Source organism: Marinilabilia rubra (assembly GCF_003121985.1).
Classification (GTDB): domain Bacteria; phylum Bacteroidota; class Bacteroidia; order Bacteroidales; family Marinilabiliaceae; genus Marinilabilia; species Marinilabilia rubra.
In genome coordinates, this window is the sequence record NZ_QEWP01000017.1 from 15224 (window position 1) to 35971 (window position 20748).

The window sequence follows — 20748 nt, forward strand, 5'->3', positions numbered from 1 at the left end:
AAAATGGCAATTATGTTTCATCTGGGGCTTTTAAGCACACATTTACCATACATTCTCATTATCGTCTTTTATGCGGCAACCTTTTTTTTGCCCGGCAAAGACCAATCTTGTGAATGCACCACAGATGACAGCAGCAATAAAATCAGCTCTGAATGCAACATCCATTGCCTGTCTCATGCTTCGAATTACAGCCGGTGTTTTTTTCAGAATAATGAGTATAAACGGAATATTTCATCAAAGGCTGAAGCAAAAACAAGCATCACCCAATTCCGGCTATCAAAAAGTGACATTCTTAACTATCCACCTCCTGCGCCAATCCTGCAAACATTGGTAAACGGTCATTTTTCAAACCGTCCACCACCGTTAGTAAGTTTAATTTGACATTTTCCTTTTGAGCAGTACCCGGCCGTTCTGAAAAAACAAATTAATCCTGATAAAAATACAGGGCCCAAATCGACACACGACCAATCCTTTATGGTTTCAGTCCATTTTGCATGAGGCATCCAATTTGTCTGACCGAATCAAGCAACAGGCAAAAAACGCATTGCAAAATCTGTCAGGGATGCTTAGATAAATCAAAACGCACGAATGGGTTTATGTCATTTCCGGGATTTTTCTCATTTTCTTAATAAATGGATTATTTTAGATTTCAACTCCTGCAATAAAATTGAAGGAGATCAGGTTTTTTGTAAAACTATACTCAATTCGTAAAGACCAAATATGCAGACCATAAAAACAGGACTATTTCTAATTATCGCTTTTTCTCTTTCACTTGCCACCAATATAAATGCTCAAAATCAATACAAACAGGACGACTTCCTGGTGTCGCTTGATAGCGTAAATTTCCCCACTGTTCAGCTGGGAGAGGTCGTTATAAAAAGTGCTCGTGAACAAAGGCCTCTTCAAGAGCTGCCTATCTCTACAAGTCTGGTACCGGCCTCAAAAATTGAACAGGAACAAGTAACCGGCTTAACGGACTTAACCACCAGGGTACCTAACCTCTATATGCCATCCTATGGAAGCAAGCTTACTTCTCCCATATACATCAGAGGTATCGGATCCAGAATCAATAGTCCGGCCATTGGACTGTATGTTGACAATGTTCCGCAATTTGACAAGTCTTCCTTCGACTTTGAATTCTATAATATAGAGAGAGTTGAGGTTCTGAGAGGCCCCCAGGGAACAATGTATGGTCGTAACAACCTTGGTGGCCTGATTCATGTCTTCACCCAAAGTCCCCAGGGGCGTAAGAACATAGAAATAGAAGCAGAAAGCGGGAATTATGGTCTTCAGCAATACAAAGCAATCATTAATCAACCTATCGCTGAAAAGACCGATTTCCAGATAAGCGGTCAATACCGTCATTCTGATGGCTATTTTGAGAACCAATATTCAGGAAAGATGGCCGACAACATGGACGTTTACAATGGACGATTTCGATTGGTGCATCGCTGGAGCCGGAATTTGGAAAGCGACTTCATTGTTTCATACGAAAACAGCGACCAGAATGGCTATCCTTATGGTAAAATAGATCCGGAAACCGGGAAACTTCAAGAGGTAGATTATAATGAACCCAGCTCTTATTATCGAAATCTTGCCACAGCAGGACTGGTCAACACCTGGAAAAAAAACAATTTCACTTTGAGATCGGTTACCAGTGCACAATACATTGATGATAAACAAGTTATTGATCAGGATTTCACAGAGGAAAGCAAGTATCTGGTAGACCAGCCTCAGACAAAACATATTTTCTCTCAGGAACTAACAGCCACAGTGGAAAAAGAAGATCTGGAAACCATTATCGGGGTGTTTGCTTTTTCTCATCAATTGGATAAAGATGTAAGAGTGGATATAGGTCCTGACAAGTCGACCATCGTACGAAAAAGTTACGATCACTCCAACACCGGGCTGGCCGCGTTTTCACAAACCACCATCAGTAATTTCATTGTCAATGGATTGTCATTCACTTCAGGCATAAGGGTTGACTGGGAAAATGCCACGCAGGATTACTACTACGACATGGTCCAAAATGGGAGGGTTATTCCGGTGGACAGTACCGATTCAGAATTGAAATTCTCAGAAGCACTCCCAAGAATTACGTTTGATTATCAATTTCGAAATGTCGTTAATATTTTTGCATCCCTCACCAAAGGCTATAAAACAGGAGGCTTCAACAGCACCTTTGAGCGTGCGGAAGACCAAACATTTGACGCCGAACACAGCTGGAACTATGAAGCAGGTATTAAATCCAAATGGTTGTTTAACCTGATGCGTATGAGTATCTCCGGTTTCTACATCGACTGGAAAAACCAACAGATATACCAGCCGGTACCAAGCGGACGAGGCAGCATGCTCAAAAATGCCGGTCGATCAGAAAGCCGGGGTGTTGAAGCAGAAATAATCCTAAAGCCAGCCAAAGCTCTGGAAACAACAATTAACATTGGACACACCAGAGCCACCTTTTCAGAATACCAGAAAAATGATTCCACCGATTTATCGGGAAACTTCCTGCCCTATGCGCCAAGAGTTACTGTTTATGCCGGACAGGAAATAACCCTCCCCATCCGGGAAAACATTCTTGACAAAGCACTGGTAAACATCAACTACCAGGGAACCGGAAAACTTTACTGGGATGATGAGAACAGTGCTTCACAGGATTATTATGGTGTGTTGAATGGATCTGTAACCCTTGAAAAAAAGAATTTGAGATTAACTTTGTGGGCCCGTAATATTCTGGATACCGATTATCAGGTTTTCCGGTTCAGTGCATTGGGCAACAATTATGCACAACGGGGCATCCCTGCAATATGGGGTGTTAGGTTAAAGGCATCGTTTTAGAGTTACTCAGAAAGTGATGGGCAATTACAAACAATGAAGCTACGGTAGAGACCCATGGCCATGCGTATCTAGTTGTCCGCAGAATCAATCCGGGATAGCACCCCAACCATTAGGTTTTATTTAAAAACATAACAGATGAACCAGGCATTTAAGAAATACGGAACGCTTCTGAGTCTCTATCTGGCACAATCCATACCCATGAGTTTTTTCTCAACGGTGGTGCCCGTAATTATGAGGCAGGAAGAATACTCCCTCACCTCCATCGGCCTGATCCAGCTAATAAAAATACCCTGGATATTAAAATTCCTGTGGGCCCCTTTGATTGATCACACCAGTCCGCAACGAAAGCATTACAGAAGATGGATTCTCGGAGCCGAAATCTTCTATGCCATGGTGATTGTATTCGTCAGCTTTTTCAACCTTTCTACCGATTTTACCACCATTATAATATTGGTCGTAATAGCCTTTATTGCTTCGGGCACTCAGGATATTGCCACCGATGCTTTTGCCATTTTAACTCTAAAGCCCAAAGAACGGAGCCTGGGTAACAGCATGCAATCGGGCGGAAGCTTTCTGGGAACAACCATTGGCAGCGGGGTATTGCTTATGGCCTATTATTACATTGGCTGGCAGGCTTTACTTTTACTTTTGGCATTTCTGGTCACCATGGCATTGATGCCTGTAACATTTGCCAGGCTTCCGCTGGAAAAAAAGGACATGACCCCCAAAAGACGCCCGAAATGGGATGACGGGTTCAGTTTTTTTAAACAGAAAGGAAACATCAGGCACCTCCTTTTGTTGTTCCTATATAACTCAGGCATCATAGGTCTTTTGGCCCTGTTTAAGCCATTCATGGTGGACCAGGGATATACCACAAAAGAGATTGGAATGATCTCCGGAATATACGGAACCGCTGTAGGAGCCCTATTTTCTTTAGGTGGCGGATGGCTTATCAGGAAAATAAAGCGGCCAACTGCCTTACAGATTATTTTCCTGGCGGGATTTCTCACCTCCCTTTTTTTTGTATGGGAGATGAATGGGGACGTTCCATTATGGGCAATTTATGTTGCCAGTTCAATGGTATGGGGAACATACGGCATGGCTTCAGTCTTTATTTATACCGTTGCTATGGATAAAGTAAGACCCGGACTGGAAGGCACCGATTTCACTATACAGATTGTGATAACGCACATGAGCAGCCTGTTCCTGACTATAGGTCTGAGTAAGTTTGCCAATTCGTTTGGTTATCAGGGCATGTATATACTGGAAGCCCATATGGGCATAATACTATTAATTTTGTCGCGAACCGTTTTTAAGAAAGTTGTAGAGAGATGATTGACAAAACACTACTTGATAAATACAATCTGCCGTTACCAAGATACACCAGCTATCCGCCGGCCACTTTTTTTAATGAGGAATTTACTGCAAGCGATTATATCAAAGCTGTTGAAGAATCGAACTATGAGCAGCCAAGGGCTATTTCGCTTTACCTGCACATTCCTTTCTGCACGCAGCTTTGTTTCTACTGTGGATGCAACACACATATTTCAAGAAACAATACCTTATACGAAGATTACATCGATGCTTTAATCAGGGAAATTACCCTGGTTGCTGAACACATCGATCTTTCTCGTCGTGTGACTCAAATACATTGGGGTGGTGGAACCCCAAATGCATTAAATATGGATCAGGTGGATCGGATTATGGATGCCATTTACAAGCATTTTCAAACCGACCAGAACACTGAAATTGCCATGGAGTGCAATCCGGCCTACTTAACCGAGGAGTACATCGACCGCCTCCTGAAAAAAGGGTTTAACCGGATTAGTCTGGGCATACAAGATTTTGACAAGAAAATTCTGCTGGCAGTCAACAGAGAACCGTCAGCCATGCCCATATCACAAATCATAAATCTTTTTAGAGCCGGTGATGCATCGGTCAACCTCGATTTTATTTACGGACTCCCCTATCAGACGCCGGAATCTTTTACAAAATCAATAGAGCAGGCCATTGAAGCCAGGCCCGATCGTATTGTTACTTTCTCTTATGCTCATGTTCCATGGGTAAAGAGTCATCAGAAAACGTTGGAAAAAAATGGCATTCCGGGGCCCGATGAGAAGATGAAAATGTTTGAAAGTGGTCGAAAAGCAATGCTGCAAGCCGGATATATCTCCATTGGTATGGATCACTTTGCTTTGCCTGAAGACCAACTTAGTGTGGCGTTAAAGAACAGAACCCTGCACCGCAACTTCCAGGGGTATTGCACCCGCGAAACCACCGGTCAGGTATATGCCTTCGGAATGTCAGCCATCAGTCAGCTTCACAATGCATATGCCCAAAACACGAAGAATATTCCCAGATACATTGAAGCGATCAAAAACGGAAGCCTCCCTATCGAAAAAGGTTACCGGACTGATGAGACAGATGTGGCAGTAAGAGAAGTCATCAACGAAGTGATGTGCAATAACCGGCTTAACTGGCAGGAAGTGGCCTCAAGGATCAATAAAACGGCTGATGAATTGAAATCCATCACCGGGTTTAATCCTGAGCAGTTGAAGCCGCTGGCCGATGACGAATTGGTTACTTTCGACAAGATTGAAATTAATGTAACAGAAAAAGGTCGTTTCCTGATCCGCAATATTGCTGCACTTTTTGATCCCAAGCTGAAGACTGCTAAAAAGCAGTTTTCGAAAACAATATAATTCAATGATCAATGATCAATTATCAGTGATCAGTGGTCAGTGATCAGTGGTCAGTGGTCAGTAAACAAGTGATCAGTGGTCAGTGGCCACTATAGATCGTAAGATTTTTAGATTTTTAGATTTAAGATGAATCGTATTGCATTGACATTATGGACTTTGAGAAACAGACCTTTAAAAAGCAAACATCTTATTTAAAGCTTCTTGCAAAGCCAAACCATAGAATTCGGGATAACGAACTGTCATAATCAATAAACAATTCATCAGCAAGGCAAGTTATTTAAGCAGACCAGATCAAAGAAAAATAAAAAGCAATGCCCATTTATCAGTGAGTTTTGATACTTTAATATGAAAAAAGCAGTTATTATTGGCGCCGGGATTACCGGACTTACAACAGCTTATTACCTCAAAAAGGCCGGATGGGATGTAACCATTCTGGAAAAACAAATGCGCACCGGAGGAGCCATTCATACTCATCGGGAAAAAGGATTTGTTTTTGAAAGTGGTCCGAACACCGGTATGATTTCCAATCCGGAAGTGACAGAACTGTTCGAAGAACTGGGGGAAGAATTCCAGGTAGAGCCGGCCAACGAAGCTGCTAAGCGACGTTTGATATGGAAAGACGGACGATGGCACCAATTGCCATCATCTATCAGGGATGGTATAAAAACCCCGCTTTTTTCGTGGAAAGACAAATTCAAACTTCTTACCGAGCCGTTCCGGAAACGCGGAAAAAACCCTGATGAAACTCTGGCTCAGTTGGTGAAGCGAAGAATGGGACAATCTTTTCTCGATTATGCCGTAGATCCCTTTATATTAGGCATTTACGCCGGCGATCCTTCAAAACTGGTAACCCGCTATGCACTTCCCAAGCTCTATAATCTGGAGCAAAATTATGGAAGTTTTATTAAAGGCGGAGTTAAGAAACATGCTGAACTGATTAAAGAGAAGAAACACGATCCGGAACTTTACAACTACCATAAAAAAGCATCAAAAAAGATGTTCTCAATGTCGGGGGGACTGGATATTTTGATACAATCTCTGACCAAAAGATTTTCAGAAGACGAAATAAAACTTGGCTGCCACGATGTTTCGGTTTGTCCGGCAGGTAAAAAATACACCACCAAATTCACCCATCATGGTGAATCCCTGCTTATAGAAAGCGATGCCGTTATTACGACCACAGGAGCCCACGATGTTCCATCTGTCCTTCCTTTTTTAAGAGAAGACGAAAAACAAAAAATCACCCGCCTTGAATATGCCAAGGTCGCTCAAGTGGCTATTGGATACAACAAATGGAGGGGCATACCTTTAAAAGCCTTTGGAGGATTGGTTCCATATAAGGAGCATCGGGATATTCTGGGTGTTTTGTTTTTATCCGCGTTCCTGAAAAACCGTGCTCCAAAAAATGGAGCATTGTTATCTGTATTTGTTGGGGGAGTTCGCAATCAGGACATCGTAGACTTAAAGGATGACGAAATTATCAAACTGGTAATGCCCGAACTGGAGAGAATGATGATGGTCACCAACGATAAGCCCGATCTTTTAAGAATATTCCGGCACACTCATGCCATTCCACAATATGATGCCTCTACCGGAGAGAGGATACAAACTGTCAAAGAAATTGAGGATCATTTTCCGGGGCTCGTGCTCGGCGGAAACCTTCGTGACGGAATTGGAATGGCCGACAGAATCAAGCAAAGCGTTAACATCGCCCGGGAATTGGAGGAAAAATTTCAAAAAAATCTTCTGCGTCAAAAATCTGAAATCCAAACAGATTGAACAAAACAGAAAAAATGATCAATATTTTTTCATTAAAAGGTTTGGGGATTTCACAAAAACGCCTAATTTTGCAACCGCTTTGACAGAGAAACACACGGTTTCACTACTGATCAAAGCAAACTTAATAACCGACTGGAGAGATGGCAGAGTGGTCGAATGCGGTGGTCTTGAAAACCATTGACCTTCACGGGTCCGGGGGTTCGAATCCCTCTCTCTCCGCTGAGAAGAAAAGCAAAAAGAAGTAAAAGCCTGTAAGTCAACACTTACAGGCTTTTTTCTTGGTGCACAACGGTGCATAAAAGGGCAGAAAAACGCACTTTTCCGGTGGACTTCTGGTGGACTTTATAAACCGGAATTTTAGTCCACCAGAAATTGCTTCAAATTGCCCCCAATCGCCCTGTATTACTGCGATTCAGAAACTTCAAAAATGAGCTCATAACAATAGTTTTACATCAAAATTAACTATTAAATTTACTGTTATGAGTGGACTAGAAAACGTCAAGATCCTGTTCTTTATTAAAAGGACAAAACTGCTGAAAAATGGAGAAGCTCCAATTTTTGTAAGAATTACCATCAACAAAGAGCGTACAGAGTTTGCAGCTAAAAAAAGTTTAAAGCCTAAATATTGGAGTGATGCCCAACAAAAGGCTAAAAACACAGCGCCAGAGGCGGAAGAGATTAATGAGGCTTTAAACAGAACGAAAAAAAGACTCCTTTCTATCATTGATTATCTGTCTTACGAAGAAGAGCCCGTCACTCCCCGATTAGTTCAGGAAAGATTCTTAGGAAAAAAAGAACAAAGGCGTACTATTCTGAAGATTTTTGAAGAACACAATGAGAATGCAAAAAAATTGGTGGGTATCGACTTTGCTCCAGGCACAGTGGAAAGATATGAAACCAGCTACAAACATACCAGAGATTTTATTCACTGGCGTTACAAGCGCGAAGACCTGGCACTGGACGATCTCAACCAACAATTTGTAAAGGATTATGAACTTTATTTCAAAACGGTGCGCAAGTGCTCCCACAACTCCACTACCAAGTACCTTAAAAACTTCAAGAAGATAGTCAGAATTGCCCTGGCGAATGGTTGGATGAAGAAAGACCCGTTTGCCACTATAAAATTCAAATTGCAGCAAATAGATGCTGTTTATTTAACTGCTGAAGAACTGGAAGCCATGCGCAAAAAGAAACTACATATTGATCGAATTGACCAGATTCGAGATGTCTTTCTTTTTTGTTGCTATACCGGGCTGGCATTTGCAGATGTGAAAGGCCTCAAAGCAGAAAACCTCGAAACAGACAAGGATGGTTTTCTCTGGATCCACAAAAAGCGCCAGAAAAGCCACCAAATGAGTACTATTTTTGTAATTGATGCTGCCAGGCGTTTGCTGGAAAAATACAAAGGCAAACCGGAATTACAGGATAAAGGACTTTTATTGCCTGTACTGAGCAACCAAAAAATGAACAGTTACCTTAAAGAAATAGCAGATCTTTGTGGCATCAATAAAAAAATAACCACTCATACTGCCAGGCATACCTTTGCAACCACTGTTGCATTAGAGAATGACATGCCTCTGGAGGTAGTTTCAAAAACGCTTGGTCACTCCAATATCAAAATGACTCAGAGATATGCGCGTACTACGGAGAATCTGATTAAAAAGAATATGCAGAAAATTGCTGATATGTATTAAGTTGCAATTACAAATAAAAGCGTAGCTAAAAGGCTGCGCTTTTTAATATAGCATTCAAAAGGACCTCACTTAACACATATCGCATATCGCGATATGTGATATTTTACCACAAATGATTGTTTTAATGAGATTAATATTTTAATATTGCATATCGCGATATCCAATATTAAGAATATGAAAAAACAACAAACCGCCATGAAACCACAGGATATTGTCTTACTACTGAAAATTATCAGTTTGGAAGATAAAACCTGGAATCAAAAGCCAATGGCTGAAGCATTAGGAATGAGTCAATCTGAAATAAGCGAATCTGTGGCCAGATCAAAAAACACCGGATTGTTAGCTCCCAATGGGAAAGTTGTTATGAAAATGGCATTAATGGAGTTCTTACAATATGGCTTCCGTTATGTATTCCCTCAAAAGCCAGGTGCAGTAGTGAGAGGTATACCGACTTCGCATTCTGCCTCACCATTAAAAGAGGAAATATCAAGTTCAGAAGATTACGTTTGGCCTTATGCAAAAGGGAAAATCAGAGGACATGGGATTACGCCTTTATACCCATCTGTTCCGGAAGCTGCATTAAAAGACCCTGCATTCCATGAGCTTCTGGCCTTGGCAGATGCCCTGCGTGTTGGCAGAGCAAGAGAAAAAGAATTAGCAATTAAACACCTAAAAAAAAGATTAAATCTTGAAGAACAGAACAATTAATATTGGAGTTGTCGCAGAAGTTGCCAGGGTTTTAAGAGATTTCAAAGATCACGTAGTGTTTGTAGGCGGTGCAGTAGTTAGTCTATATGCCGACGATCCGGCAGCTGATGAAATAAGACCTACACAGGATATTGACATGACTTTGAATATCATCAACCTGAGTAATTGGGCTGACATACAAGATAAATTGGCTAGTTTAGGTATACACCCTGACCCATATGGACATGCCATTTGTAGTTACCGCTATAAAGATATTCCAATAGATATTATGCCTTCTGAAGATAGTCCACTGGGACCAGCCAACAGATGGTATAAAATTGGATTTGATAATCTTCGAATAGAAAAAGTACATGATCAGGTAATCCAAATTCTTCCTACACCTTGTTACCTGGCCACTAAATTTGAAGCATTCAACGATAGAGGCAAAGATTACAGAACCAGTCACGATATTGAAGATATCATCTACGTGATTGATAACAACAGTACAATAGTTGAAGAGATTCAAAATACAGATAAAAGAATAAAAGACTACTTAATTGAACAACTGCAAGCTATCGAAGAAAAACAACTTCTTGAAGAAGTTATCATGTCGCATGTCCATCCGATTATGCTTGAAGAACGAATGCCAATTGTTATTGAAAAAATCAACAAAATATTAGGAATTGGATAAATATGCAGGAAATTGAGGGTAGGTATTGATGATTGACTTTTGAATATGAAAAAGCGCAGATTCTTGGTTGTGAACTGAGATTTGCGCTTTTTTAATTTAGATTTTCAAGCTTATACAAACCTTCAGCAACCAGAATAAGCATGAAATGATCCCTCCACTCCTATAAATAAGGGTTAAATCCAACAAATAAAGTTTACGGCTGATTGAACTTTATTCTTCAAAAGGTTTCAATCTTTCGTTCATATACCAATCAGAAAATTCCTCAAAAATTTGATTTGGTATTATTTCCATTTTTTCATTACATCCGAAATAAAACTCAGGATACTGCCAAATAAGCCTACACAAAGAGGTTATCTCTTTATTAATTTCCTCATTTGTTGAATATAATATTCGCATTTTACGCCAGGCAGTAGATCGCACAAGAAAAACCCCCAACCCTGGAGTCCAAAAATGTGTTACACATCCATCAATAGCTCTTGGGTTAGATGCATATTTATAAACCTTATATGATTTAAAATTCAAATTAAATTCTTCTACATCGGCCAAAATGAATGCACTACCACAATCCCCATTCCATTGATATTCGGGCTGAAAACTTGAATCTTCTTTTAAAATATAGGTTATAGTATCAATTCGATCCAGCTCATATACTTTGTATTTAATCCTATAAACACTATCCTCTTTTTCTACTGACTGAATGGTTCGTATGGTATCAATGTAGGCAGAGGTATAAGATTCATAATTATGACTTAAATAAAATAATTCACTATTGTCAGTCAAAGATCGACAGCTGGAAATGAAAATAAGTCCTATTAAAACCAGAATCAATTTCATATTTATTGTTTTTTTGCATCAAAGGTCTTGTTTGTAGAAATAAAAAACGGGCAGCCAGCATTCTGACAAACCCGTTTTAACCTTAACCCTAACCCAGCAACAAAAATAGCAAAAAATGAATAAGACCAAAAATGTCCGGAAAATCCCAATAATTATTTAAGGATTCCGGAAAATCTCCTACTAATTCCAGGAGATTCCAGTAGAACCTGGAAAAATCAACATTACGCTTTGATTTAAAACCGGAGAGCTTCAATAAGCGCAGAAAAAACAATTTATCGTCTTCCTTCTGCGCTTGTTCAAAGCTATCAACATTTCGTTGCACGCTCGTTGCAGGCTTGTTGCACGATAACTGCACGTTCATTACCAGCCACTTGCAACTATTTCTTAAACCTACTTTTTTAAGCTTTGTTGCAGGCTTGTTGATGGCACGACCAACATTTTATTGGTGGCTTGTTGCAGGCTCGTTGGTGGCATTTGTACCATTCATGAAAATTAGCCCATTTCCAACCGATATATTCGGCACATTTTGAAACGAAATAGTTGGAACAATCCGAAACAAAATACCTGCATCAGGGGGTCAATATACTCCGGAGAAAAACCTCTGGTAATTACAGATCATTGATTGTTATTGGCAAATAATTCTGTTGCTTTTTTATATTTTTTCTATTAAATTGCCTAACGGAGCTAAGGCAGCCTAAGGTAGCCTTAGGTAGCCTTACGTCACTTTGGGCACTGCCACGAGGGGGGTAAGGAAGGGGCTTTAGCTCCACTTTTTCGAAGCAAGTTGCAATAATTTCATTTTAGTTTCCTCACTAAAATTAGCTTTCTCCCAATTTTTTGATCGTATTATACTAAGCAGATCCGCATCATTGTATTTAATCTTTCGAAAAAAAGCGTTGTTTAGATCAGCCTGCTCAAACTTTGCACCCCTTATATCAGCTCCATCAAGAATGGCATCCTGCAAGTAGGCCTTTTGGAATTCTGCATTTTTTAAATTAGTATGTTTAAGTTTTGCTGAAATCAAATTTGATTCATGAAACTGAACACCTTCAAAATTGGATTCGTTAAATCTACCCTCCAAAAGGTTTGATCGAGATAATCTTGCATAGCTGAAATCTGTTTTAAATCCTTTGCTCCTTATAAATATACAATCAACTAGGTTTGCATGTTGTAATTTTGAAAAAGAAAAATCAACATTGGATAAGCCTTTCATACCATTAAAGTCTAATCTGTACATATTCATACGGGTTAGATCAAGCTCTAAACTGTTTTCCTCCGGGAACTTATCTTTTATTGGGTTGCGAAATTCTTTAAACTTTAATCGACCAGCTTCTTCAAATGTTTTAAGCATAAGAGAATTAATATTATTAGATAATTCCGTTTTTAAATTAGCAAGCAGTATCAAATATATTTGTTTGTGAAAGTTTTTATATTCTGGCCTCAAAAAAGTTAATAAAGATACAGCTGCACCAGCCCTTACAGAATTACTAGCTGCACAAAGATTGTTTATAATGGAATCAAATTTTGTTACTAATCTTAATTTTGTTTCATCTTTTTTTTGCTCTAATTCGATTCTCTTTTCTTTAATATATTTAAAAAAAGAGATTATTACACCAACTACTGCAACGAGTGCAGTTAAAACCCCAGCAAAAGAAGGAAGTATTTTGATAATTGGTTTAACTTGATTTTCTGATTTTAGATTTTCTACCTCCTGCTTAATTTTTTCTAACTGATAAAATTGGATACTATCAACGTTTGTAGCTACATGCAAATTGCTATTTTGAGAAAAAGAGCTTGCTGAGTAAAAAATCAAACATAAATAAATAAATATGGAATTAAATTTCATAATACAACTTATTAAAACGGTGCAACACACTCACACAAGATACTAACTTCAAACACCTTACACAACTATAATCTATTAACATCCTTATTCCGTATAGTACTTAATGAGTACGAATCGGTAGTTCACAGTTGCTAGATCAATTTTTTGTTGACTGTAGGTAAATTACTGACACTTGTCCCTTTCTTTACTTAGGGCACAATACAAACCCGAAATAATTGGCACAATCCAAAACGAAATTTATGCATCAGCGGGTCAATATGCACCGGGAAAAACGATTCCCTATAAATTGCAGGATTATCATAGCCATCAACAAAACATTGCAGGCTTGTTGCACGATTACTGTGCGTTCATTATTAATTACTTGCAACTATTTCTTAACACTACTATTATATGCTTTGTTGCAGGCTTGTTGATGGCACGACCAATATTTTGTTGGTGGCTTGTTGAAGGCTCGTTGGTGGCAATTGCCCATTTCTTTTTACTAATGGCACAATTCAAACCGAAATAATTGGCACATTTTGAAAAGAAATAACCAAAATAGGGGTCAATAAGCTACGGAGCAAAATACCTGATAATTACAGATCATTGACTGTTGCTGGTAAATAATTCTCTTGCTTTCTTTACATCTATAATAATTTTTCGTTCATTTTATATTACCGCATCCTTTAAAATACCGTTTTTATATTTCTGAGCGGTAGCATGGGATACGTTAAACATGTCTCTGATACCACGCAAACCATATGCATATTCCATTACTTTTTAACTCCTCTCTTCCTTATGCTTAAGCTCACTTTGTTCGATTTCTTGTCTTATTAACGTCTTCATTTGACCGACTGTAAGCATAACGATAGGTGTATTATCTGTAATTTCCATCTTGATATTTTTAATAATAATCCAAAATTGATTAACAAGTTGGCTCATTTTCAATCAGCTATTCATTGACTTAGAATTAGCAACCATCAATCATGAATAAAGATCAAAAACCGGAATGTGGTTATAACGGTTCAAAATGTGCCACCGATTTCGGAGTTATTGTGCCAGTGATTTCGGTTTAAAATGTGCCACTTTATTGGGCTGCATGGCTAAAGGATTTCGGTTCGACTTGTGCCAACTATTCCGGTTCGACTTGTGCCATTTTTTTCGGTTTGATTTGTGCCAGTTTGAGAGATCAGGTTAAAACCGCTATATCGCAAATAAAAGCGCTATGGCCAATACACTTGATCTTATGGATTTAAAACAGATTTTGACACTGCATTTGGACGGATTGAGCAGTCGTAAGATAGGCGATATGCTTGGTATCCATCGAAACACGATTAATCGTTATGTGCAGCTATTTAATGCCAGCAAATACACAAAAGAAGAACTCCTGGCCAAAGATAATGAAGAGCTACTTAAACTTTTCCCGTCGCATACTACCATTAAAAATCCGCGCTATGATGAATTGATGCGCTACTTTGAAAAAATGAATCAGCAACTTGATCACCCGGGATTTACGTTTCTGTTTCACTATAACGAGTATCGCCTGCAGTCACAAGAGCCCTACAGCTACACTCAATTCATGGAGCACTACCACCGTAAGTTCCCAAAAGAGAAAGGCTCCATGAAACTCGAGCATAAGGCTGGACATGAGGTTTATATCGATTTTACGGGCAAGAAACTTCAAATTATTAATCGGGAAACTGGAGAAATCATCCCGGTTGAGGTTTTTGTAGCCATACTACCCAAGAGTCAATACACTTATGCTGAGGCTTGCCTGAGCCAAAAACGGGAAGATTTAATAAGCTGCTTGGCCAATGCACTGTCTTACTATGGAGGCGCGCCTAAGGCCATCGTTTCAGATAATTTGAAATCGGCCCTAACAAGGGCCAGCAAATACGAGCCGGAGATCAATCGCTCATTTAAGGACTTTGCGCGTCATTACAACTGTGTGACTAACCCAACCCGTGGCTACTCGCCCCAAGACAAGGCGCTGGTTGAAAATGCCGTAAACCTTGTTTATCAGCGTATATTTTATCCCTTGCGTCAAATGAGCTTCTTTTCACTGGAAGAACTGAATCGGGAAATAAGAAGGCTTCTGGGCCCATATAATAATCTTTTGCTTCAACACCGTCAAGCCAGTCGTAGAGAACTGTTCCAGTCTATCGAAAGGGAGTATCTTAAACCATTGCCAGAAACAGCGTATGAGCTAAAAGACTACCGCAGGGCCAAAGTGCAAAAGACCGGCTATGTTTATTTTTCACCGGATAAAAACTATTATAGCGTTCCTTATCGGTACATTGGTAAACGTACCCAGATACAATACACCAAATCAACTGTAGAAGTGTGCTACAATCATGAGCGTATAGCTAGTCATAAACGCAATCCGGCTCCGGGGGTGTACACCACCAACGAGAACCATCTTAGCAGTACTCATAAAGCTTATCAACAATGGAGTCCAGACTACTTTAAAAAGAAGGCTTCCAGGCATGGAGTGTATGTATTGAGCCTTATTGAAGATCTCTTAAAAGAAAGTGATTATCCTGAGATGGCCTATAAAAGAGCAATGGGTATCATCCAGCTACATCGTGACTACAGTTCAGAGCGACTAAATAATGCCTGTAAGATAGCTCTTGACGTGGAAACATACTCATACAAACGGATTAAAAACATCCTTAAGAATAATCAGGATAAAGACTTTGAACCGCTTGAAGATGCCACTCAGACACATATCCCTTATCACAGCAATATCCGGGGCGCTTCAGCCTACAAATAGAAATACAAACAAGTAAAAATCAAATGTCATGAATAACAACCAAACAATCGAAAAACTCAGAAAAATGCGCATTAATGCGATGGCCGAGTTACACCTACAGCAGGTGAAAAACAATCAACTGACGGATGTAACACCTGATGATTATCTGGCTTTACTTACCGATCATGAATGGGAAGAGAGGCAAAACAAAAAGATACAACGATTGCTTAAACAGGCCGGATTCCGTCAAAAAGCCACCATTGCAGACGTAGACTATCAGGCTGGCCGACAACTGGACAAGAATATGTTCCAAAGGCTCTCTTCGCTTGACTTTATCGCTAGAAGCGAAAACCTCATTTTTACAGGCCCCTCGGGTGTTGGGAAGAGCTATTTGGCACAAGCCTTAGGAAATCAGGCATGCATGATGGAATATAAAGTGGTTTATGCCATTACCTCCCGCTTGTTTAAACGTTTTAAACTCTCAAAAGTGGATGGTACATACATGAGAGAACTCAACAAACTCTCAAAAGCAGATGTGTTGATTTTGGATGACTTCGGTCTGCAATCCCTTGATAAACATGATCGTGAAACATTAATGGATATAATAGATGACCGCTATAACCAAAAAACAACAATCGTGTCATCGCAAATACCAGTATCAACTTGGTACGACATTATAGGGGAAGGAACAATTGCTGATGCAATACTCGACCGACTGGTGAACTCATCCCATCGAATCGATCTAAACGGGCCTTCTTTAAGAAGAGATATTTTGAAAGCAGAATAACATTTTTTTTGTACTATTGCATCATCTCTCAGACTGGCACATTTTGACCGAAATGCCTGGCACAGTCAGACCGAAATAGCCAGAATGATTAAAAAAGCGCAGAAAAACGTTTTTCTGCGTTTCATCTGCGCTTTTTTAAGCCATCAACATTTAGTTGCTCGTTCGTTGCAGGCTTGTTGCACGATTACTGCGCGTTCATTATTAATTGACTGCAATTATTTTTCTATACTACTTTTTAAAGCTTTGTTTTAAGCTTGTTGATGGAACTATCAACATTTTGTTGGTGGGGTGTTGCAGGCTTGTTGGTGGCAATACCCCTTTTCTTTGCTTATAGCATAATTAAACCGAGATAATTGGCACATTTTGAACCGAAATATCTGCATCAAGGGTCAATATGCTCTGGGAAAAAAGCGATTCCCTATACTTTCAGTATTGTGCCTGTCACTTGTAGCGCACATTAATCTTTATTTTGTCTTTGTATCTAGTCGTGTTAATAGATTTAAAATAACCTATTTCCACCAATTTATTAGCAATCGATAAGTGCAAATTATCTTTCGGCCATTTTGGGTGATGCTGCAATTTTGTAGCTTTCTTATAAACACTTCCCAAGTTAATTAATATGGTATCGATTTCCTCAAAATCAAAATCAAAGAAAAATTTATCCAACAACTTAAGAATTAGCTCGTGTTTTTCACAATGCAACATCACCTGAATTACCTTTTCTTTTTCTATTAATTTCTCTTTTGAAAGGTAGATATTATTTCCAATCAAGTCAGCTAATCTTTCATTGTTAATGTTTTCCAAATGTATAAGTGGAATCACCTGTTTCCTTTGGGCTGAAGATATTCTTTTTGTTTTTAACAGCCCCAGATGTAATTCTAAAGAAAATTCAAAATCTTCATAATCATCAATAAAAGTATCAATATTTTCCTCAGCGAATGTTATTAGGACATCATCCAACTCTCGTCCAATGAGCTGATTATAATGATGCTTATTAAACTTTATCATTTTAAGTCTTATCAAAATCAAAATTTTCTCGACAGATAAATTACTAAGATTGATTAAATTATAAATAAACGGAAATGTGGTAAGTAGATTTTCATAAATGCTCAGAGAAAAGTTATTACTCTCAATTACTGCTATTTGGAACAAGGTAATTAGATCATTATCTAAATCTGGGAAGTTTTTTATTGATAATTTGTTATTCAACAACTCTTTACAAACATCACTAATACCAAGCCAATTGATTAATGTTTCATCTAGGTTTTCTTCTTGATATTTAAAATATTGAACCGGGTTATTCCAATTTGGCTTAACACAATTTACATCGAACAATAAGCTCCACTTCGCCTCCCTTCCAAATTCTTTTAACAGGCAAATTTGTGATGAAACTTTTTCAAGGACATTAAACAGAAGTGTTTTGCTTTTCTCATCCTCGTCTTCCTCTTCATCCAATATTTCAATAAAGATGTCAATAGCATCTTCGGTTTCTGATTGTTTTGATTCAAGACCTAGATAAATGTTTTCAATATAAGCAGGAAATTCAGAAAATACATAATGGATTAAAACATCTTCCTTACTCTCTAAGACGCAGGTGAAATTTTGGTTATTAAACTTTTGAACAAATTCTTTGTGAGATAAAGAATACTTATTAAAAAGCATTAATTGCAACATCTCCTGGTTTAATTCATAATGCGTATTCTCGTAAATGTAATTAAAGATTTGATTCCCCTTATAGCTCTTATAGTTCTGTTTTTTAAACTTCAAGCTTAAGGCTTTGATAAGTTTAATAACATTTTCGTCGTCAGCATGAGCACTAAAAACATCTAAAAAGTCGGTTTTTTCAGACAAATAGTTTTTTAGTTTATCATTTCCGGATTCAGCATTTAATTTTTTCAAGTTATCCTCCGATAGAAAAAGAAAAGATTTAATAAGGTTATCTTTCTTTTCATTGTCGTAATTATGTTCTTCAATATTATTCCATAGAGATGGGTAAAACCTTTCTACAAGTAGTTCTATAAGACGCTGATATGCAATTTTTGTTTTTGCCCTATTAAGATTATCCATCAACGGCGCAATGTATTTCTCAAAAGCATCTTCAATTTGAAAGAACTGCTCCAGCAAAAGTTTTAACTTTTCATTGTTTTTGTAATCGGCCCCTTTTAACAGATAAGCTATAATATCCCCATTTAGAGTAGCCTGATATTCGCATTCACTCTCATCAATTCTTGAAATTACCTCTGCAGGGTTGGTTAACTCATTTGTAAAGTTGTCTTCTTCGTTAGCTTTGACATTTAGAAGGAATTCAAAATCAGCGAAACTTAATGCACCTTCATAAAAATGAGAGATATATAGCTGAAAGTTTTCTTCGATGTATCCTTTTCGTAAAAGGAGCGCCAACAATTCCTCATTTTGAGTAATTGCCCTTTCTTTGTCCGGATTAAAGATTAAGTGTTTCCAACAATTATCTTTATATTGCTTTATAAGTTGGCTTAACTTTCTGCGCTTTAATTTCTCAATCTTATTTTTAATATCTGAAATTTCTAACTTAATTTCCTGTAAGCCTCCATTTGTTTTTCTATCTAATAGATTCGATCGTTCCTCATAAGTTTTATTTGGATCTACTTCTGTCTGGATCTTTTTAAAATCAATTACTTGGTCTTCTAGTCGTCCATAATAATTATTGAAGGAGTCAATTGAAGCATTACGATCAAATAAATTATTGAATTTTTGGGGATTATTAACTAAGGTGGTAATTTCTTCGTCACAAATGCGAATAACGTTTGGATAAGTGCGCAGAATCTCCCAAATATATTCTTTTCTAAGATCTTCGCTAGTACTAGCTTTTTCCTCTAATATATTTTGTTTCTGTATCTCTAAGTTTTTAATTTCTTCCTTTTTAGCTTTTACTATAAAATCAAGAACTTCCTTTTTCCTTTCGGTAAATACTTGAGAAAGAAAGCCTGCACCAGATTTTTCCGTGCAAAACTCCTGTGGAAAAAGATTCTTATAAACAACAAGACTAAACAGGTTGGTTTTATTTCGTTTTAGGTCATGATTTACAATAGTGTTATAAATATGAAACTCATTCACAATATTTTTTAACAGCCTTAAATCGTGAATGTACAAACCTATCTCATTGAAATAGCTTTGTTTGATACCATATTTTTTCAAATCTTTCCATAAAATATCTCCGGAATTGGTAACGTTAATTACGGGAACAATAGGAAGGATGAAATCAAAGAATTTTGTTCTAATAAGACTGTCAAAAAAAACATCATCTTTAATAGCATAAACAAATTTTATAGACTTGTTAATTTGTGGTGAGTTGTTTAACAGGAAGTTAATCTCTCTCAGTCGCGTAAACAAAGTAATGTTTTTAAAGCGATCAAGGTCTTCAATTATTACTATCTCTTTCGAAGTGGCTTCAAAAAAGTAAATTAATTCATCAATGTACTTGTTAAGGGGATTTTTTTCAGATAATTCAATTTCAGCGGATTTAAAGGCTATTTTCTTAAATTGCCTTTTCTGTTTTGAGGCAATTAGCTCCATAAAAAAATAGTACAAACCGCCGAAGAAAATTAATAAGACCATTAAATTTATTCCAGTTGTAATCCAACTCGTATTATGCCACAAATGCATTACTCCACTAGAACCTAATGTCTCCATATTCTCGTTAAAGAGACTAAAAATATTGGGAATAAAAGCTAAGGATGTTAACCAAAGTAATATTCCAAATACTATCTTTTTTTGAGATTTAATGGTCTGGTGCAAAATCCGCTTAAACCCGGAAAATGGAATTTCTTTTTGATGTAATTGATAAAACAGTTGTTGTAGAATGTGCTCTTCTACCTTATTTTCAACTTCATCTGTTTTTAAAGGATCACGAAACTCACAAAAGTCTGCCAAAGAAACTCTTAAATACTTATTCTTTTCATCGGAATCCTCTTTATTAATGAATGATTCTATTACAGTGCTTTTTCCTGAGCCATAAGAACCCGTAATTGCTATATTCTTTATCGAAGGATCATTCAGTTGATCTTTAAGCGCCTTGAAATAGACAGGAAAATCCTCTGTTGATAAAGGTGAAAGAGGATAGTACTTGTGAGTCTTATAGTCTTTCATAGGTTAAGTATTGTTGGTTAAAACAGTATTTGTA

Annotated in this window: 13 protein-coding genes and 1 tRNA gene; 10 read left to right on the forward strand and 4 right to left on the reverse strand. The window is 38.0% G+C overall.

The annotated features are described in order from the left end of the window. Positions 1 to 42: 42 nt before the first annotated feature. Entirely contained in the window at positions 43 to 177 is a 135-nt protein-coding gene (locus DDZ16_RS21060) for a hypothetical protein (protein WP_262511943.1), read from the reverse strand. A 543-nt stretch (positions 178 to 720) separates the two neighbouring features. On the opposite strand from DDZ16_RS21060, the gene DDZ16_RS16420 reads away from it, so the two are divergent. The 8 genes from DDZ16_RS16420 (at position 721) to DDZ16_RS16455 (ending at position 10391) form a co-directional block, all read left to right on the forward strand. Further along, on the forward strand, positions 721 to 2838 hold the full coding sequence (locus tag DDZ16_RS16420) for a TonB-dependent receptor (protein WP_109265577.1): 2118 nt from the start codon (positions 721 to 723) through the stop codon (positions 2836 to 2838). Between the two features lie 135 nt (positions 2839 to 2973). Next, positions 2974 to 4173, forward strand: coding sequence for an MFS transporter (locus tag DDZ16_RS16425; RefSeq protein ID WP_109265578.1), 1200 nt, complete (start codon positions 2974 to 2976; stop codon positions 4171 to 4173). Continuing rightward, complete coding sequence (hemN, locus tag DDZ16_RS16430) at positions 4170 to 5540, forward strand: oxygen-independent coproporphyrinogen III oxidase (RefSeq protein ID WP_109265579.1); 1371 nt, start codon at positions 4170 to 4172, stop codon at positions 5538 to 5540. The genes DDZ16_RS16425 and hemN overlap by 4 nt, the downstream gene beginning before the upstream one ends. A 345-nt stretch (positions 5541 to 5885) precedes the next feature. Beyond that, the gene (gene hemG / locus DDZ16_RS16435) at positions 5886 to 7319 is read left to right on the forward strand and encodes a protoporphyrinogen oxidase (protein WP_109265580.1); all 1434 of its coding nucleotides are present in this window, start codon (positions 5886 to 5888) and stop codon (positions 7317 to 7319) included. Positions 7320 to 7453: 134 nt separating this feature from the next. Then, positions 7454 to 7538, forward strand: a tRNA-Ser gene (locus DDZ16_RS16440). A 260-nt stretch (positions 7539 to 7798) separates the two neighbouring features. Beyond that, complete coding sequence (locus tag DDZ16_RS16445; RefSeq protein WP_109265581.1) at positions 7799 to 9013, forward strand: site-specific integrase; 1215 nt, start codon at positions 7799 to 7801, stop codon at positions 9011 to 9013. Positions 9014 to 9187: 174 nt separating this feature from the next. Beyond that, entirely contained in the window at positions 9188 to 9721 is a 534-nt protein-coding gene (locus DDZ16_RS16450; protein WP_198416750.1) for a hypothetical protein, read from the forward strand. Continuing rightward, positions 9702 to 10391 (forward strand): nucleotidyl transferase AbiEii/AbiGii toxin family protein, encoded by a 690-nt coding sequence (locus DDZ16_RS16455; protein ID WP_109265582.1) that lies wholly within the window; start codon positions 9702 to 9704, stop codon positions 10389 to 10391. The genes DDZ16_RS16450 and DDZ16_RS16455 overlap by 20 nt, the downstream gene beginning before the upstream one ends. 210 nt (positions 10392 to 10601) lie before the next feature. Here the strand turns inward: DDZ16_RS16455 and DDZ16_RS16460 are convergent, their stop codons facing one another. Beyond that, positions 10602 to 11225 (reverse strand): hypothetical protein, encoded by a 624-nt coding sequence (locus DDZ16_RS16460; RefSeq protein WP_109265583.1) that lies wholly within the window; start codon positions 11223 to 11225, stop codon positions 10602 to 10604. A 760-nt stretch (positions 11226 to 11985) separates the two neighbouring features. Continuing rightward, the gene (locus tag DDZ16_RS16470; protein WP_109265585.1) at positions 11986 to 13071 is read right to left on the reverse strand and encodes a pentapeptide repeat-containing protein; all 1086 of its coding nucleotides are present in this window, start codon (positions 13069 to 13071) and stop codon (positions 11986 to 11988) included. A 1204-nt stretch (positions 13072 to 14275) separates the two neighbouring features. On the opposite strand from DDZ16_RS16470, the gene istA reads away from it, so the two are divergent. Beyond that, positions 14276 to 15823 (forward strand): IS21 family transposase, encoded by a 1548-nt coding sequence (gene istA / locus DDZ16_RS16480; protein WP_109265587.1) that lies wholly within the window; start codon positions 14276 to 14278, stop codon positions 15821 to 15823. Positions 15824 to 15851: 28 nt separating this feature from the next. Next, positions 15852 to 16589, forward strand: a complete 738-nt coding sequence (gene istB / locus DDZ16_RS16485) for an IS21-like element helper ATPase IstB (RefSeq protein ID WP_109265588.1) — start codon at positions 15852 to 15854, stop codon at positions 16587 to 16589. A gap of 441 nt (positions 16590 to 17030) precedes the next feature. Here the strand turns inward: istB and DDZ16_RS16490 are convergent, their stop codons facing one another. Then, entirely contained in the window at positions 17031 to 20714 is a 3684-nt protein-coding gene (locus tag DDZ16_RS16490) for a YobI family P-loop NTPase (RefSeq protein ID WP_109265589.1), read from the reverse strand. Positions 20715 to 20748: the final 34 nt, after the last annotated feature.

Coding starts and splice junctions, on each gene's coding strand:
- DDZ16_RS16450 (WP_198416750.1), top strand. CDS start 9,188: ATGAAAAAACAACAAACCGCCATGAAACCACAGGATATTGTCTTACTA.
- DDZ16_RS16470 (WP_109265585.1), bottom strand. CDS start 13,071: ATGAAATTTAATTCCATATTTATTTATTTATGTTTGATTTTTTACTCA.
- hemN (WP_109265579.1), top strand. CDS start 4,170: ATGATTGACAAAACACTACTTGATAAATACAATCTGCCGTTACCAAGA.
- istB (WP_109265588.1), top strand. CDS start 15,852: ATGAATAACAACCAAACAATCGAAAAACTCAGAAAAATGCGCATTAAT.
- DDZ16_RS21060 (WP_262511943.1), bottom strand. CDS start 177: ATGAGACAGGCAATGGATGTTGCATTCAGAGCTGATTTTATTGCTGCT.
- DDZ16_RS16490 (WP_109265589.1), bottom strand. CDS start 20,714: ATGAAAGACTATAAGACTCACAAGTACTATCCTCTTTCACCTTTATCA.
- DDZ16_RS16445 (WP_109265581.1), top strand. CDS start 7,799: ATGAGTGGACTAGAAAACGTCAAGATCCTGTTCTTTATTAAAAGGACA.
- hemG (WP_109265580.1), top strand. CDS start 5,886: ATGAAAAAAGCAGTTATTATTGGCGCCGGGATTACCGGACTTACAACA.
- DDZ16_RS16420 (WP_109265577.1), top strand. CDS start 721: ATGCAGACCATAAAAACAGGACTATTTCTAATTATCGCTTTTTCTCTT.
- DDZ16_RS16460 (WP_109265583.1), bottom strand. CDS start 11,225: ATGAAATTGATTCTGGTTTTAATAGGACTTATTTTCATTTCCAGCTGT.
- DDZ16_RS16425 (WP_109265578.1), top strand. CDS start 2,974: ATGAACCAGGCATTTAAGAAATACGGAACGCTTCTGAGTCTCTATCTG.
- istA (WP_109265587.1), top strand. CDS start 14,276: ATGGCCAATACACTTGATCTTATGGATTTAAAACAGATTTTGACACTG.